General features: G+C 60.4%; 12 protein-coding genes. 9 read left to right on the top strand and 3 right to left on the bottom strand.

Annotated features, from left to right (window positions below; translation table 11 throughout):
- Nucleotides 1-111: 111 nt before the first annotated feature.
- Entirely contained in the window at nucleotides 112-1,323 is a 1,212-nt protein-coding gene (locus ACI7M0_RS10495; RefSeq protein WP_020191657.1) for a M24 family metallopeptidase, read from the top strand.
- Between the two features lie 162 nt (nucleotides 1,324-1,485).
- Nucleotides 1,486-2,820: an MFS transporter gene (locus ACI7M0_RS10500; protein ID WP_010954505.1), complete on the top strand. Its 1,335-nt coding sequence runs from the start codon at nucleotides 1,486-1,488 to the stop codon at nucleotides 2,818-2,820.
- 252 nt (nucleotides 2,821-3,072) lie between these two features.
- Here ACI7M0_RS10500 and ACI7M0_RS10505 read toward each other — a convergent pair whose 3' ends face one another.
- Nucleotides 3,073-4,080: a GlxA family transcriptional regulator gene (locus ACI7M0_RS10505; RefSeq protein ID WP_019751089.1), complete on the bottom strand. Its 1,008-nt coding sequence runs from the start codon at nucleotides 4,078-4,080 to the stop codon at nucleotides 3,073-3,075.
- Nucleotides 4,081-4,261: 181 nt separating this feature from the next.
- Between ACI7M0_RS10505 and pssA the strand changes: the two genes are divergently transcribed.
- Entirely contained in the window at nucleotides 4,262-5,590 is a 1,329-nt protein-coding gene (pssA, locus tag ACI7M0_RS10510; RefSeq protein ID WP_129932050.1) for a CDP-diacylglycerol--serine O-phosphatidyltransferase, read from the top strand.
- 231 nt (nucleotides 5,591-5,821) lie between these two features.
- Nucleotides 5,822-6,967, top strand: a complete 1,146-nt coding sequence (locus tag ACI7M0_RS10515; protein WP_129932049.1) for a GGDEF domain-containing protein — start codon at nucleotides 5,822-5,824, stop codon at nucleotides 6,965-6,967.
- A gap of 121 nt (nucleotides 6,968-7,088) precedes the next feature.
- Here the strand turns inward: ACI7M0_RS10515 and ppnN are convergent, their stop codons facing one another.
- Together ppnN and ACI7M0_RS10525 are read right to left on the bottom strand one after the other, a co-directional pair.
- Nucleotides 7,089-8,462: a nucleotide 5'-monophosphate nucleosidase PpnN gene (gene ppnN, locus ACI7M0_RS10520; RefSeq protein WP_014590577.1), complete on the bottom strand. Its 1,374-nt coding sequence runs from the start codon at nucleotides 8,460-8,462 to the stop codon at nucleotides 7,089-7,091.
- Nucleotides 8,463-8,670: 208 nt separating this feature from the next.
- Complete coding sequence (locus ACI7M0_RS10525) at nucleotides 8,671-9,732, bottom strand: YeiH family protein (protein WP_129932048.1); 1,062 nt, start codon at nucleotides 9,730-9,732, stop codon at nucleotides 8,671-8,673.
- A 112-nt stretch (nucleotides 9,733-9,844) separates the two neighbouring features.
- On the opposite strand from ACI7M0_RS10525, the gene ACI7M0_RS10530 reads away from it, so the two are divergent.
- From ACI7M0_RS10530 to ACI7M0_RS10550, 5 genes are all read left to right on the top strand, one after another.
- Entirely contained in the window at nucleotides 9,845-10,732 is an 888-nt protein-coding gene (locus ACI7M0_RS10530; RefSeq protein ID WP_104961442.1) for a LysR family transcriptional regulator, read from the top strand.
- A 200-nt stretch (nucleotides 10,733-10,932) separates the two neighbouring features.
- Nucleotides 10,933-11,958, top strand: a complete 1,026-nt coding sequence (locus ACI7M0_RS10535; protein WP_104962869.1) for an AraC family transcriptional regulator — start codon at nucleotides 10,933-10,935, stop codon at nucleotides 11,956-11,958.
- Between the two features lie 271 nt (nucleotides 11,959-12,229).
- Nucleotides 12,230-13,582, top strand: a complete 1,353-nt coding sequence (locus tag ACI7M0_RS10540) for an MFS transporter (protein ID WP_129932047.1) — start codon at nucleotides 12,230-12,232, stop codon at nucleotides 13,580-13,582.
- A 28-nt stretch (nucleotides 13,583-13,610) separates the two neighbouring features.
- Nucleotides 13,611-14,339, top strand: coding sequence for a nitroreductase (locus ACI7M0_RS10545; RefSeq protein WP_020192108.1), 729 nt, complete (start codon nucleotides 13,611-13,613; stop codon nucleotides 14,337-14,339).
- Between the two features lie 102 nt (nucleotides 14,340-14,441).
- On the top strand, nucleotides 14,442-15,761 hold the full coding sequence (locus tag ACI7M0_RS10550; protein WP_129932046.1) for an OprD family porin: 1,320 nt from the start codon (nucleotides 14,442-14,444) through the stop codon (nucleotides 15,759-15,761).
- The last annotated feature ends 75 nt before the right edge of the window (nucleotides 15,762-15,836 follow it).

The raw sequence follows: 15,836 nt of genomic DNA on the forward strand, positions 1-15,836 counted from the left end.
CCCGCCAATTCCAGGTCGGATAGATACAAAAGTGTCCTCGTCGGTTCTGTTGCAATGCTTCTCAGGCGGCCGGCCTGAACAGCGTGCTCACAACGACAAGGAACCCCGACCATGCAAATGCCCAAGACCCTGAAAATCCGCAATGGCGACAAGGTACAACCAACCTTCTCCGCTCAGGAATACGCTGCTCGCCACGCCCGGCTGCGGGCCTATATGGCCGAGCAGGACATCGAGGCGGCAATCTTCACCTCGTATCACAACGTCAACTATTACAGCGATTTCCTCTACTGCTCGTTCGGCCGCCCTTATGCGCTGGTGATCACCCAGGACAAGGTGGTCTCGATCAGCGCCAATATCGACGGCGGGCAACCCTGGCGGCGCACGGTGGGCACTGACAACATCGTCTACACCGACTGGCAGCGCGACAACTATTTCGTCGCCATCCAGCAGGCGTTGCCGCTGGCCTCGCGCATCGGCGTGGAGTACGACCACCTGAACCTGCAGAACCACGGCAAATTCGCCGCCTGCTACCCCAAGGCCGAGCTGGTGGACATCGCTGCGCCGTGCATGCGTATGCGCATGATCAAGTCGGCCGAGGAGCAGGCGCTTATCCGTCACGGTGCACAGGTGGCCGACATCGGCGGAGCGGCAGTGGTCGAGGCCCTGCGTGAGCAGGTGCCCGAGTACGAGGTGGCACTGCATGCCACCCAGGCGATGGTGCGCGAAATTGCCAAACGCTTCCCGGACGCCGAGCTGATGGACACCTGGACCTGGTTCCAGTCCGGGCTCAACACCGATGGCGCACACAACCCGGTCACCAGCCGCCGTGTGGGCAAGGGCGAGATCCTCAGCCTCAACTGTTTCCCCATGATCGCCGGTTATTACACCGCGCTGGAGCGCACCCTGTTCCTTGACCACTGCCCGGACGAGTACCTGCGCCTGTGGCAGGCCAACGTCGAAGTGCACGAAGCCGGGCTGCAACTGGTGCGCCCAGGCATGCGCTGCAGCGATATCGCCCGCGAACTGAACGAGATCTTCCTGCGCCATGACCTGCTGCAGTACCGCACCTTCGGCTATGGCCATTCGTTCGGCACGCTCAGCCATTACTACGGCCGCGAGGCGGGGCTGGAGCTGCGCGAGGACATCGATACCGTACTGGAACCGGGCATGGTGGTGTCGATCGAGCCGATGATCATGCTGCCTGAAGGGCGGCCGGGGGCGGGCGGTTATCGCGAGCATGACATCCTGATCGTCAACGACAGCGGCGCCGAGAACATCACCAAGTTCCCGTATGGGCCGGAGCACAACATCATTCGCAAATAAGCATCGGCGTCGGCTGCTTCGCGGGCAAGCCCGCTCCTACGGGGATTTCACCGTTGTCGTAGGCGCGGGTTCACCCGCGAAAAGGCTGGCCCAGACAACAACAAGATCCCCGTATGACCACCAGACCCTGCCTCCAATTAAAAGAACCAGAGGGTACCCGTCATGTCCAGCACCACCCTAGACCCATCCGCCATCGCCGGCCCCGCACACAACGCCGAACGCCAGGCGCTGCGCAAGGCCGCCCGGGCCAGCTTCATGGGCAACTTCGTCGAGTGGTTTGACTACGCCGCCTACGGCTATCTGGCCACCATCATCGCCGCCACCTTCTTCCCGCAAACTGACAAGACCACCGGTTTGCTGGCCACCTTCGCGGTATTCGCCCTGTCGTTCCTGGTGCGCCCGCTGGGTGGCATCGTCTGGGGCCATTTCGGCGATCGACACGGTCGGCGAAACGCGCTCTCGTGGTCGATCCTGATCATGTCGGTATCCACCTTCTGCATCGGCTTGTTGCCGGGCTATGCGCAGATCGGGCTGTGGGCACCGGCCTTGCTGTTGCTGATCCGCCTGGTACAGGGGTTTTCCGCCTCGGGTGAGTACGCCGGGGCCGCTGCGTTCCTGGCCGAGTACGCGCCGCCTGGGCGGCGTGGCTTGTACACCAGCATCGTGCCGGCCAGCACGGCGGCGGGGTTGTTGTTCGGTGCGGCGTTCGTCGCGGTGCTGCATGAGCTGCTCAGCAGTGAAGCCCTGCATGAGTGGGGCTGGCGCCTGCCGTTCCTGCTGGCGGCGCCGTTCGGCCTGGTAGGGCGCTATATCCGCATGAGCTTGCAGGACACGCCCAAGTTCCTGGAGATGGAGCAGCGCCTGGAAACCAAGGCCGGCATGGCCACGACGCCGCTGCGCGAACTGCTGGGCCAGCACCGGCGCAGCCTGGCGATCGGCATGGGTGTCACCTGCCTGAATGCGGTTGCGTTCTACCTGTTGCTCAGTTACATGCCGACCTACCTGTCCAGTGAAATGGGCATGAGCGAGCGGGATTCGTTCATCGCCTCGACGGTGTCGCTGGCCACCTATATCGGCTTGATCTTCCTGATGGGGCGGCTGTCCGACCAGTTTGGTCGCAAGACCATGCTGGTGGTGGCCTCGCTGTTGTTCCTGGGGTTGACCGTGCCGTTGTTTCGCCTGCTGGACGGCCAGCCTCTGCTGGTGATTCTGGCCATCCAGATCCTTTTCGGTGCGATGCTGGCGATGAACGACGGGACCTTGCCGTGCCTGCTGGCCGAAATCTTTCCGACCCGGGTGCGCTTCAGCGGGTTTGCCTTGAGCTTCAATGTGGCCAATGCGCTGTTTGGCGGGACTGCGCCGTTCATTGCCACCTGGCTGATTCAGGTGACGGGCAGCAAGCTGGCCCCGGCAGGATACTTGCTGGCGGCAGCACTGGTGGCGCTGGTGGCCATGCTGATGTGTCGGGAGACGGCGCACGCGGCCCTTGAAGATTAGTTGACCTGCACTGGCCTCTTCGCGGGCAAGCCCGCCCCTACAACGGCCTGTGGCGGACCACCGATGTGCGTGTAGGAGCGGGTTTGCCCGCGAATACGGTGGCGGCGGCAACGGTGAGCGGCGGGTGGAGATTGGCCAGCAGGCCCGGCCCTTTCGCGGGTGAACCCGCTCCTACAAAAGCCTGTGGCGGACCACGTGCGTGTAGGAGCGGGCTTGCCCGCGAAGAGGCCCCAAGCCAATACATGACCCCATTCAATGGAGAGAGGCCTGCCGCCGCTCCCCTAAAGGCGACAGCCCGAAGAACCGGCTATAACTCTTGGAGAAATGCGCAGGCGAACTGAAGCCGCAGGCCAGCGCCACCTCACGCACTTGCACGTCGCTGCGCAGCAGTAACTCCCGCGCCCGCGACAGCCGCAGCTCCAGGTAATACTGGCTGGGCGTGCGCTGCAGGTACTTGTGGAACAGCCGCTCCAATTGGCGCACGGTCACGTCGTTGAGGCTGGCCAGTTCCTCCAGCCCCAGCGGTTCCTCCAGATTGGCCTCCATGATCGCCACCACCTGGCTCAGTTTGGGCTGAGCGCTGCCGAGCAGGGTGCGCAGCGGTACACGCTGGCGCTCACGCTCACCGCGTACGCGGTCGCACAGCAACAGCTCGGCGGCCTTGGCCGCGATGTCCTGGCCGCCCGTGTCCCGGGCCACCAGTTGCAGCATCATGTCCATGGCCGCCACGCCGCCTGAGCAGGTGTAACGGTCGCGGTCCAGTTCGAACAGCTGGCTGGAGATCACGATACCGGGGAAATGTGCCTGCAACGTCGGCAGGTCTTCCCAGTGGATGGTGCAGCGGTAACCCTTGAGCAATTCGGCCTTGGCCAGCAAATAGCTACCGGTGCAGATACCGCCCAGTGGCAAGCGCTGGCGGGCCAGTTGGCGCAACCAGTCGATCAATGGGCGGTTGCTACGGCTTCGGTCGATCGGGTTGGCGCCGACCACCAGCAAGGCATCCAGCGCGGGGGCGTTGGTGATGTTGTAGTCGGGCAGTACGCGCATGCCGTTGCTGGCCACCACCGGCGCGTCGTCTGCGGCGATCAGCACACTGCGATACAGTGGCTTGCGCGCGGCCAGGTTGGCCATGCGCAGGGTCTCCACCGCCGACGCAAGGCCGATGGTGGTGAAATTGGGCAAAATCAGGAAGCCAAAGGTCTTTGCCGAACAATTCTTTACACTAGACGGCGATAGGTTTGCAGAAGCGGGGTGGACCATTGCGCTGTTCCTGTGCAAGCTGAGGCCTGGTTGGTCAGGGGCAGTGAGAAAGCAGAGCCTCGCGTGGTTCTTGTTGTTATGGGTCGTTGCCGGGTCGATCATACACCTCGGATGCAGCGGCCAGGAATGGCCCCGCCGGCTGGCGGGGCCGACAGTGATTGCACAGAGAAGGTGAGCGTCAGTGAACCCCGAAACCATGCTGGCGGGCTTGCCAGGCTATGCCATGGCCCCCGAAGCGATCCAGGTGCTGCCCGATGCCAGGGCTTACCGCGCCTGCTTGTTCGAGCGCATCCGTACGGCGACTCGGCGCATTGTTATCGTTGCGCTGTACCTGCAGGAGGACGAGGCCGGCCAGGAAGTGCTGGATGCCTTGTACCAGGCCAAGGCCGCGCGGCCAGGCCTGGAGATCAACATCGTGGTCGACTGGTTCCGCGCCAGGCGCGGGCTGCTGGGGGCCGGGCGTCAGCCGGGCAATGCCGCCTGGTACCAGGCCCAGCGCCAGTTGCACGGGCTGGACATCGCGATCCATGGCGTGCCAGTGCAGACCCGCGAACTGTTCGGGGTGTTGCACCTCAAAGGCAGCATCATCGACGATTGCGTGATCTACACCGGCGCCAGTCTGAACAACGTCTACCTGCATCGTTTCGACCGCTATCGCCTGGATCGCTACCACCTGTTCCAGTCACCGGCACTGGCTGATGCCATGGTCGGCCTGGTTCAGCGTTTGCTGCACCATACCGCCACACCGCGCCTCGACCTGCCGGCGCCACCTTCTACCCGCAGTTTGCGCGGTGACATTCGGCGTTTGCGCGCACGGCTGCGGCGCATGGCCTACGAGGTACCGGCCAGCGTGACGGGGCAGGGCCTGCAGGTGATCCCGCTGCTGGGTGTGGGCCGTGGCAATCCACTGAACCGGGCGCTGTGCGCCTTGCTGGCAGTGGCGCGCACGCAGATCATCATCAGTACGCCGTATTTCAACCCGCCGCAGGTCGTGATGCGCGAACTTGACCATGCTCTGGCGCGGGGGGTTGGGGTGGAGCTGATTGTCGGTGACCGCACCGCCAACGACTTCTACATCGCCCCTGGCGAACCGTTCAGTGCCAGTGGTGCATTGCCCTATCTGTACGAGGACAACCTGCGCGCCTTCGCCCACCGCCGCCACGCCGCGATTGCCAGCGGCCAGTTGCAAGTACGCATCTGGAACGATCCCGGGCATACCTTCCATGCCAAGGGCGTTTGGATCGACCAGCGTTATTCGCTGCTGACCGGCAACAACCTCAACCCGCGCGGGTTCAACCTGGACCTGGAGAACGGCCTGCTGATCGACGACCCGCAGGGTCAATGGCTGGCGCCACGGGAAGCGGAGTTGAGCGAGCTGCGACGCTTTGCGCCGAGAATCGGCTCGGCAGAGGCGCTGGGGGCGAAGGCCGAACATCCCAAGCAAGTGCGCAAGTTTCTGCGTCGGCTGCGCTATAGCCGGCTGGAACCGTTGATCAAACGGGTGCTCTGACGTCGCCTGCAATGGCCCTGTCGCCGGCAAGCCAGCGAAGGGCCAGAGTGGTACGCACCGCGCATTGATGTCATTATGATATTGCTGCCCGCGGCCCTTTGTCAGGGGCTGGTTTACAATGTGCAGGCAACCTTGCAAGGCCCCTCTGAACGTGATCACGATCGCATACAGTCGGGCCTTTTCCCGTTAACCAGACAGGCCAATGCGTATATGGCGTTAGATCCACCCACGATGCTGACTATTTCAGTCGCTTTGGCCGCTGCGGCCGCCTTGTACCTGGCGATTGAATGGCGCAGTGTGCGCGAAACCTCGTTGCTGTACTGGAGTGCGGGTTTCGCCACGATTACGGTTGGTAGCACCCTGGCATTGTTGCGCGGGGTCGGCTTTCTGTTCATCGGCATCTGGTTCGCCAATGGCTTGCTGGTGGTGGCCCACGTTTTTTTCCTGATCGGCGTGCTGCGCTTCACCCAGGAGCGCTTGTCACGCGCCTGGATGATGGTTGTGGTGGTCTGGTTTGCCTTGCTGCTGCTGCCCGTGGGCCCGCAGTGGTCGAAGGTGATGCTGATGGTCAACTCGTTGTTGGTGGCCTCGCTGACGCTCAAGGCCAGTTTCCTGCTGCGGCCACATGGCAAATCGCTGAGTGTCGGGGCCGTGCAACTGCGCTATGTGTTGCTGATCCATGGGCTGTTCTATGTGGCCAAGGCGGCCATCGCGATCACGCCAGGCACGCTGATTGACCTGGCGACCTTTGGCGGGCTGATCATTCAGGTTTCGCTGGTGGAAGGCGCGATGGCGATCATGCTGATTGCCTTGTCGATGACCGGCACCGTACGTTACCGGCGGGAAGAGCGGATTGCCCGGCTGGCAGCCCGTGACCCGCTGACTGCGCTGTACAACCGGCGTGCACTGGAGGTGCGGGCGGGGCATTTCTTCAAGGACGTGAGCCCGGCGCAACCCGGGGCATTGCTGTTGATCGACATCGACAACTTCAAACTGGTCAACGACCTGCACGGGCATATCGCCGGCGACCGTTTGCTGATTGCCTTGAGCGAGATGATTCGTACGGCGCTGCCCGAGCGCTCGCTGGCGGCGCGGTTGGGCGGGGATGAGTTCGTCATCTTGCTCAGTAGCGCGAGCAGTGAACGGGTCATGGAACTGGGGAGTGGGCTGCGTGAGCAGTTCCAGCAGTACGCCGACAAGACCGTGCCTACGCCCCAGGCGGTTACCTTGAGCATTGGTGCCAACGTGTTCGATCAGCCGCCGGCGAGCCTGGCGGCGTTGATCGAGCAGGGGGATGTGGCGTTGTACCAGTCCAAACGTGGGGGGCGCGACAGCATTCGGTTCTTCGAGCGGGCGATGGTTGAACTCCGGCAGTGAGCGAATCACCTAGGTGGGTGAGCTTTCATGTAACCCCTGTGGGTGATCCATACAGGCGCTCCCGTCACCCGGCCCCCGCGTTTGACGGGCATCCATGCCCGTCATCAGCAAAACAGCGTGGTCAGGTCGCTACCTGATAGCACGGTACATACTCCGCGCCGCCGGGCAGCTTCATCCGGTGCTGGTCGACGAATGCCTGCAACAGCCGGCCCAGCGGGTCCAGTACGGCGCTGTCACCGTGGATCTGATACGGCCCGTGTTCCTCGATCAGGCGGATGCCTTTGTCCTTGACGTTGCCTGCGACAATCCCGGAAAACGCCCGGCGCAGGTTGGCCGCCAGTTCATGGGGCGGCAGCTCGCGGCGCAAGTCCAGGTCGGCCATGGCCTGGTGGGTCGGGTCGAACGGTCGCTGGAAGCTCTCCTCGATCTTCAGCAGCCAGTTGAAGTGGAAGGCATCGTTGCGCTCGCGGCGGAACTGCTTGACCGCCTTGAGGCCTTCGACCATGTGCCGGGCGACTTCCGCCGGGTCATCAATGATGATTTCGTACAGGCGATGGGCCGCTTCACCCAGCGTGGCGCCGACGAAAGCGTGCAACTGTTGCAGATAAGGCTCGGCGCTGCGCGGGCCGGTGAGCACCACCGGGAACGGCAGGTCGTGGTTGTCCGGGTGCATGAGGATGCCCAGCAGGTAAAGGAACTCCTCCGCCGTGCCGGCACCGCCCGGGAAGATGATGATGCCGTGGCCGACACGCACGAAGGCCTCCAGGCGCTTCTCGATGTCTGGCAGGATCACCAGTTCGTTGACGATCGGGTTGGGCGCCTCGGCGGCGATGATGCCGGGCTCGGTCAGGCCCAGGTAGCGGCTGCCATGCATGCGTTGCTTGGCGTGGGCGATGGTGGCGCCCTTCATCGGGCCTTTCATCACGCCCGGGCCGCAGCCGGTGCAGACATCCAGCTTGCGCAGGCCCAGTTCATGGCCGACCTTCTTGGTGTACTGGTATTCCTCGGTGCTGATCGAGTGGCCGCCCCAACACACCACCATCTTCGGCTCCACGCCTGGGCGCAGGGTGCGCGCGTTGCGCAGCAGGTGGAAAACGTAGTCGGTGATGCCCTGGGAGCTTTCCAGGTCGATGCGCTGGCTGGCCAGCTCGCTTTCGGTGTAGACGATGTCGCGCAAGGCGCTGAACAGCATTTCACGGGTGCTGGCGATCATTTCGCCATCGACGAAGGCGTCGGCCGGGGCGTTCAGCAGCTCCAGGCGCACGCCGCGGTCCTGTTGGTGGATACGCACCTCGAAGTCTTTGTAGGCCTCAAGGATAGTCTTGGCATTGTCGACATGGGCGCCGGTGTTGAGGATTGCCAGGGCGCACTGGCGGAACAGTGTGTAGAGGCTACCGGTACCGACTTCACTCAGTTGCTGCACTTCACGTTGTGACAGCGTCTCCAGGCTGCCTTTGGGGCTGACGGATGCATTGATGACATGGCGTTGAGGCATCTAAGTCTTTCCTGTGCGGGTAAAACATCCTTCTTTGACACCACCATACCGAGAAATGTGGACGGCAACGAGGGGGGCTGTGAAAAACCTTGAGACCGAGCTGCCTGCTTCGCGGGTGAACCCGCTCCTACAGGGGCGTTGCCATCTTCAGGGCAGCACCCACCTGTAGGAGCGGGTTTACCCGCGAAGCAGCCGACTCGCTCTCCAGTCACCCCAACAGCTTCTGCACCCCCAGGGTAATCGCCAGCCCCCCGCCAACCAGCCACAGGTTGAGGATCGCCCCGGTGGCCAGCGCCCGTGGCCCAGCCTGGCGAATCTGGCTGAAGCGGGTCTCCATGCCCAACGCCGTCATGGCCATGGTCAAGGCAAAGGTGTCCAGGCTGTTCACGGCCTGGGTCACGCTGCCAGGCAGTATTTGCAGCGAATTCACCAGGACCAGGGCCAGGAAGCCGAAAGCGAACCAGGGCATGGCAATGCGCCCGTTGCCCTGCGCCTGGCCAGCCTTGCGCGAACGGCTGATCCACAGGCCCACCACCAGCAGTACCGGCACCAGCAGCATGACCCGGGTCATCTTGACGATGGTGGCGACATGCGTGGCTTCGGGGCTGACATTGCTGGCCGCGCCTACCACCTGCGCCACTTCGTGGACAGTGCCTCCCAGCAGCAGCCCGGCGCCCATGGTATCCAGATGCAGCCAGCCGGCATTGATCGCCAGTGGGTAAAGGAACATCGACAAGGTACCGAACAGCACCACGCTTCCGACTGCCATGGCGCTTTTATGGGGGGCGCTGCGCAGCGCCGATTCGAATGCCAGCACGGCGGCGGCGCCGCAGATGGCGCTGCCGGCGGCGGTCAGCAACGCGGTATCGCGGTCGAGCTTGAACACTTTCATGCCACACCACAGGCCGATCAGCAGGGTACTGGTGACTACCAGTACCGAGACGATAAGCCCCGACCAGCCGACTTCGGCAATTTCCTGCAGGCTTACCCGCAGGCCAAAAAATGCCACGGCAATGCGTAACAGGCCGCGAGCGGAAAAATTGATGCCTGCCGCCCAGCTTGCCGGTACGCCGTCACGCAGCGCGTTGCCATACAGGGCACCTGCGACGATACCCACGATCAGCGGGCTGATGCCCAGGTTGGCGATAGCGGGTATGGCCGCCAGTTGCGTGACTGCGACCGCGAACAGCGCGACGAACAGAATGCCATTGAGCCGCCCTCGGGTGGAGAGGGTAGGGGCAAAGGCGGGGTTGGACGGAACCGTGGCCATGTGAGTCCTCCGGAAAAGGTGTTTCGACACGGCCTACGTTAATCTGGTTATAAGCTTATAAAAAATCGTAATTTAGAATGGCAAATATCCGTATAGCTGATATTTTTGAATCATGACCCCAGAACAGCTGATAACGTTCGCCACGGTTGCCGAACACGGCAACATCAGCCATGCGGCCCAAGCCCTGCACCTGTCGCAGCCGGCGGTGTCCGGCCAGCTCAAGCTCTTGCAAGAGGCGTTTGGCGAACCCCTTTACCAACGTGCCGGCCGCGGCGTGCGGCTGACAGCGGCCGGTGAGCAGTTGCTGGCGCATGCCGAGCGCCTGCGCGAAACCTTCCGCCAGGCGCAAGCGCTGCGCGAGGCCATGCGCGGGCTGGAGCGCGGCACCGTGCGCATCGGCGCCAGTACCACGCCTGCCAGTTACCTGCTGCCTTACCTGATCGCCGATTTTCACGGGCGTTATCCAGATGTGCTGGTCAGCACCTCGCATGGCAACACGGCGGAGATCGTCGCCGCCCTGGACAGTGTTGATATCGCTCTGATCGAGGGGCCGCCCGGGCAGGAATTGCCGTTGGGTACGCAAGTGACGCCGTGGCGCGAGGACGAGATCGTGGCGATTGTGCCCCGTGGGCATCCGCTGGCAGGCAGTGACCAGCAGACGCTGGCGGCGCTCGGCGCCTACCCGTTGGTACTGCGTGAAAGCGGCTCGGGTGTGCGGCAGATCGTCGAGCGGGCGTTTGCCCGTGATGGCGTGGCGATGCGTGTGGCGTTGGAGATCGCGGGCGTTGAAGGGGTAAAAGAGGCGGTCCGGGCCGGGATGGGGGTTGGCTTTGTGTCGGCGATGTCCATTCGCCATGAGGATGGGGCGCTGCACCGGCTGCAGGTAGCGCCGCAGGCGCTGGTGCGGCGTTTTTCCATTCTGTTGCCGCATGCGGCTACGCCTTCGCGGGCTGCCTCGCGGTTTCTTGAATTGTGTGTAGCCATGCAAGAGGCGGGTTGACTGTACTGGTCTCTTCGCGGGCGTGCCCGCCACAGGTACAGCACAGATTTTTGAAGACGGTGCTGTATCTGGACTGCCCCCAGGAAGTTGGACGCCAATTCAACCCTTGGTGGCTTCTGAACATAGGGTATTGGCTATATGGATCGGCGTGTATGCTTTGCAAGGCAGCCTTCGGTATCGAGTTAGCAACGGAGCCCCAGATGGAGTTTTCTGCCCACAAAGGCACTACGTCGATCAGCCTCGTGCGGGACGCACTTCAAGGAGCAGAACTGCGTGGCCTGGATGTCGCTACTGTGCTCAGCCACGCGCATATTGATCCACACCTGCTGGACCAGCGCTATGCCAGGGTACCTGCTGGTACGTTCTCCAGATTGTGGATTGCGTTAGCGGATTTGCTCGACGATGAGTTTTTTGCGGCAGACAGTCATCCCCTTCGCAGAGGTAGCTTCAAGCTGATGGCGCAATTGGCCCTCGGCTGCGACACCATTGGGCAGGCGCTCAAGCGGATTCTGGCGTTTCTCAGGACTGCCCTTGATGACATCTACGGGTCGGTGGAATGCGAGGGAGAGCATGCTGCAATTATCATTCATGATCATGGTGAGTTGCGAAGGGTGTTTTGTTACGGTGCCTGGCTGGTGCTCGTGCACGGCCTGCTTTGCTGGCTGTGCGACAGGCGCATTCCTATTGTGAAGTTATCGATGCGTCCTCCTCAGCCGGTGGACGACAGCGACTATCGAATGCGCTTTTGTGAGGAAATCGAGTGGAGGGCCGATAGAACCTCCGCTGTGTTCGAGAAGAGCTTTCTGGCGTACAAGGTTTGCCAAACGCCCGCTTCTCTTCCTGCCTTTCTAAAAGGCACGCCAAGTAACTTCCTTGTGAAATACCGTAACGACGACAGTACGAGCATTATGATCCGGCGGCGATTAAAACTGCTCTCTCCACACACGTGGCCTGAACTCGATGAGCTCGCCCGCGACTTGAGCATGTCCAGTTCCACCCTACAGCGAAGGCTCTATGCTGAGGGTTTCACCTACCAACGGCTCAAAGATAATCTACGGCGGGATATTTCCATCAGTCTGCTGTGCCGGGCAGGTATGACGGTGGATGGCGTTGCGTCAGAGGTTGGCTTCATTGAGACCAGTGCGTTCCACAGGGCATTCAAGAAATGGACGGGTATCACTCCTGGTGCTTACAGACGCTCGTTGCGTAGCCCTCGAGGAGACTAGTCCGCTGCGCTTGGGCTGATCACCCTCTGTTCGGAGCCATCTGGTTTTCCAAAAACTGCCCGTTCCGGTCAAGCAGAATGATGCCATTGGGCATGGTTGGCGCTTGCCATAAGGCCTACGATTTTTCTCGGGCGCCGTCTAGTTGGTGCCTCTCAACTCTCCCGACTCACACGCGGAACCATGCGTACCTGTGCGTGTGGTCGAGTTGTGCCAGATCGCTATACGTATGTGGACTTCAAAAACACAACAATAAGATTGAAGGAGACACGGTATGAGTTCTTTGAATATGTACACGTTGACCGAAGAGTCGAAGTTCAACCGCTTTCATGGACTTATTCTATTCTGGTGCGTGTTGATTCTGATTATTGATGGTTACGACTTGGCAGTGGTGGGGGCTGCCCTGCCAGCCATCATGGCCGATATGCAAATTGACGCAACCAGCGCCGGGGTAATGGCTGGCTCAGCATTGTTCGGGACAATGCTGGGCGCCATTTTTTTAGGCACATTGGCAGATCGAATTGGCCGGCCGAAAATGATCGCGATGTGTGTCGCGCTGTTCAGCGTTTTCACCGCTGCGGCAGGGTTCACTGACAGCCCGCTGACCTTCAGTATCATGCGCTTTATCGCCGGCTTGGGAATCGGCGGTGTGTTGCCCATCTGTACGGCGCAGATGGGTGAGTTCTCGCCCTTGAAAGTTCGCACCCGGCTGGTGACCATCGTTTTCGCAGGCTATTCGGTGGGCGGAATTCTGGTAGCGCTGACGGGTAAACAACTGATCGAAAGCTACGGTTGGCAATACGTGTTTTACGTGGCAGTCCTGCCAGTGGTATTGATTCCTTTCATTCTCAAGACAATGCCCGACTCTATCGGCTTTATGTTGAAGCAGGGTCGACAAGACCAGTTGAGAGTCATCGCGCGTCGCCTTCGTCCTGACCTTGTGATCAAGGATGACACGCATTTCGTTGGCAATCCGCAGATTATCTCTGCTCAAGACAAGCCGGTACGAAGCCTTTTCCTGGAAGGCCGTGGATACAGCACGGTCATGATCTGGATGGCATTCATGACCGGGCTGTTCATGGTGTATGCGCTCAATTCGTGGCTCACCAAGTTGATGGCCATGGCGGGTTTCAGCCTCGGTTCAGCCCTGAATTTCGTCATCGTGTTCAACCTCGGTTCGATCTTCGGTGCAATTCTGGGTGGATGGCTTAGCGACAAATTCAGCATCAAGCACGTCTTGGTGGTGTTCTATGTGGTGGGCGCGGTCGCACTCACGTTGCTGGGATATACCCGCTCCACCGAACTGCTCTTTGTCGTCGTGTTCATCGTGGGGGCCTCGACCCTTGGCACCCAGCTTCTGGCCTATGCATACGCCGGCGATTTCTATCCCTCCACCATCCGCTCGACTGGCGTCGGTTTTGCATCGGGGGTCGGTCGCGTCGGGGCGATTGTCGCACCTGTTTTGATTGGTGCCTTGGTGTCGATGGCGTTGCCGCTGGAGCAGAACTTCATGGCAATCGCGCTCGCCGGCCTGGTAGGGGCTGTTGCAGTGACCATGATCAACCAATCTCGCTCGGACTCGGCTGTAGTGAGGAAGAAGGCCACGGTTGCCCACGAGTTGACCTGACCGTAATTCTGAGAGACAGGTGCCAAGTATGCTTATTGATCGCTTGCGCGAATCACCGGTAGGTTCGGACGAAGCAGCCCGTTTGATCGACTGGGCAATTGTCTCACGTCGGAGCATCAGGTCGTTCCTCCCAACCCCAGTTCCGCTAGAGGAAATCGAAGCGATGCTGAACGTTGCTCGCTTTAGCGCAACAGGCGTCAACCTGCAGCCCTGGAATGTGCATGTTGTTACCGGTGATATGAAGGCACGGTTGTCCGCAGCACTTGCTGAGGTTGATGACCATCCGGCTGATGACCAACGCTTTTCTGATCCCTACGCGTATTACCCCAGGGAGTGGACGTCTCCCTACATCGAGCGGCGCAGGGAGGTAGGGTGGGGGCTCTATAGCTTGTTGGGCATCAGTCGAAGCGATAAACAAAGGATGCATGAGCAACACGGCCGGAATTATCGCTTCTTCGGGGCGCCTGTTGGCCTGTTCTTCACGATTGACCGCGTGCTTCAGGAAGGGAGCCTGCTGGATTATGGCATGTTCCTGCAAAGCCTCATGATTGCCGCACGGGGAAGAGGCTTGCACACCTGCCCACAGGCAGCATTCCTTAAATATCACAGCATCATCACTGAAATGCTGGAAATACCGAAGAGCCAAATGCTCGTCTGTGGGATGAGCTTGGGTTATGCCGATGATGGCAGCATTGAGAACACGTTGGTTACTGGCCGTGAGCCCGTGCGTGCATTCACTACCTTTCACTCAGAATAAAAACTGGCGTGCACCCTGTCCAAGTTTGGCGTCGGGCAGGGTGATACTGTTTCGATCATTCCGCTAAAGCGGGCCTTAACCCATTTGTAGAACTGGCATTGCATGGGGCGCTTAGCGGCGGACCATGCTCAAGCACACAACAAGAACAAGGTGCCTGTGATGTCTATTGCTTTTAAAAAAACGTTGGCTTGTTCAGCAACACTGCTAGTCGCGCCTTATGCTTCTGCCGCGTTCGTGGAAGACTTCAAAGGCAGCCTTGAGCTCCGGAACTTTTACTATAATCGGGATTTTCGCAATGATGGCGCCACTCAGTCCAAGCGCGATGAGTGGGCGCAAGGTTTTATCTTGAACCTGCAATCCGGTTTTACAGAAGGGCCAGTGGGCTTCGGTATTGATGCGATGGGCTTGCTGGGGGTGAAGCTTGATTCCAGCCCGGACAGAACGGGATCAGGGCTGCTGGCCTACGATTCCAACAGGCAGGTTGAGGATGAATACGGTAAGTTCGTGGCCACCGCCAAAGCGAGGATGGGTAAGACGGAGTTGAGGATAGGGGGGGTAAACCCTCTGATGCCTCTACTCTGGAGTAATAACAGCCGCTTGCTGCCTCAGGTCTTTCGCGGTGGTTCGCTGACCGTCAACGATATCGATAAATTGACGGTAACGGCTACAAGAGTCAACGCAGTGAAGCAGCGTAATTCCACCGATTTCGAATCACTCACAGCCACTGGCTATGCCCCGGTTGAGGCGGATCACTACAACTACCTGGCATTTGACTTCAAGCCTGCGAAGGACATGACCTTCAGTTTGCACGCCGCCGAACTTGAAGATCTCTATAAATCCTACTTCGCCGGCATTAAAGTCATCAAGCCGTTGTGGGAAGGCAATGTGATCGCGGATGTTCGCGTGTTCGATGCCAGCGAGACGGGCTCCAAAAAACTGGGTGAGGTGGATAACAGAACGCTGAGCAGCTACTTCGCCTACAGCATCAAGGGACACACCATCGGTGGCGGTTACCAGAAGGCCTGGGGCGACACCTCGTTTGCGTTCGTGAACGGCACGGATACCTATCTGTTCGGCGAGTCGTTGGTCAGTACATTCACTGCCCCTGAGGAGCGAGTGTGGTTCGCAAGGTACGACTTTGATTTCGCCGCGATGGGTGTACCGGGCTTGCTGTTCACCACTCGGTACATGAAAGGTGATGATGTCAATCCTGATCTGCTGACCAGCCGCCAAGCTGCTTCACTCCGCCTCAACGGGGAGGATGGCAAAGAATGGGAGCGGGTCACTGATATCTCTTATGTCATTCAGAGTGGTCCGGCGAAGGGTGTTTCGTTCCAGTGGCGTAACTCCACGAACCGCTCGACTTACGCTGACAGCGCTAATGAAAATCGCCTGATCATGCGCTACACCTTCAACTTCTAAATAGCGAAACGGGCCGGCCTTCTGAAGCCGGCCCATTTTTTTGAGCCGCCTCCGACATCTACAGCGAGGTCAAGG

It is taken from the genome of Pseudomonas sp. 10(2024) (assembly GCF_045164175.1).
GTDB classification, from domain to species: domain Bacteria; phylum Pseudomonadota; class Gammaproteobacteria; order Pseudomonadales; family Pseudomonadaceae; genus Aquipseudomonas; species Aquipseudomonas alloputida.

Excerpts from the sequence above, each read along its gene's own strand:
- ACI7M0_RS10495 (WP_020191657.1), top strand. The coding sequence starts at position 112 with ATGCAAATGCCCAAGACCCTGAAAATCCGCAATGGCGACAAGGTACAA.
- ACI7M0_RS10500 (WP_010954505.1), top strand. The coding sequence starts at position 1,486 with ATGTCCAGCACCACCCTAGACCCATCCGCCATCGCCGGCCCCGCACAC.
- ACI7M0_RS10505 (WP_019751089.1), bottom strand. The coding sequence starts at position 4,080 with ATGGTCCACCCCGCTTCTGCAAACCTATCGCCGTCTAGTGTAAAGAAT.
- ACI7M0_RS10515 (WP_129932049.1), top strand. The coding sequence starts at position 5,822 with ATGCTGACTATTTCAGTCGCTTTGGCCGCTGCGGCCGCCTTGTACCTG.
- ppnN (WP_014590577.1), bottom strand. The coding sequence starts at position 8,462 with ATGCCTCAACGCCATGTCATCAATGCATCCGTCAGCCCCAAAGGCAGC.
- ACI7M0_RS10525 (WP_129932048.1), bottom strand. The coding sequence starts at position 9,732 with ATGGCCACGGTTCCGTCCAACCCCGCCTTTGCCCCTACCCTCTCCACC.
- ACI7M0_RS10530 (WP_104961442.1), top strand. The coding sequence starts at position 9,845 with ATGACCCCAGAACAGCTGATAACGTTCGCCACGGTTGCCGAACACGGC.
- ACI7M0_RS10535 (WP_104962869.1), top strand. The coding sequence starts at position 10,933 with ATGGAGTTTTCTGCCCACAAAGGCACTACGTCGATCAGCCTCGTGCGG.
- ACI7M0_RS10540 (WP_129932047.1), top strand. The coding sequence starts at position 12,230 with ATGAGTTCTTTGAATATGTACACGTTGACCGAAGAGTCGAAGTTCAAC.
- ACI7M0_RS10545 (WP_020192108.1), top strand. The coding sequence starts at position 13,611 with ATGCTTATTGATCGCTTGCGCGAATCACCGGTAGGTTCGGACGAAGCA.
- ACI7M0_RS10550 (WP_129932046.1), top strand. The coding sequence starts at position 14,442 with ATGGGGCGCTTAGCGGCGGACCATGCTCAAGCACACAACAAGAACAAG.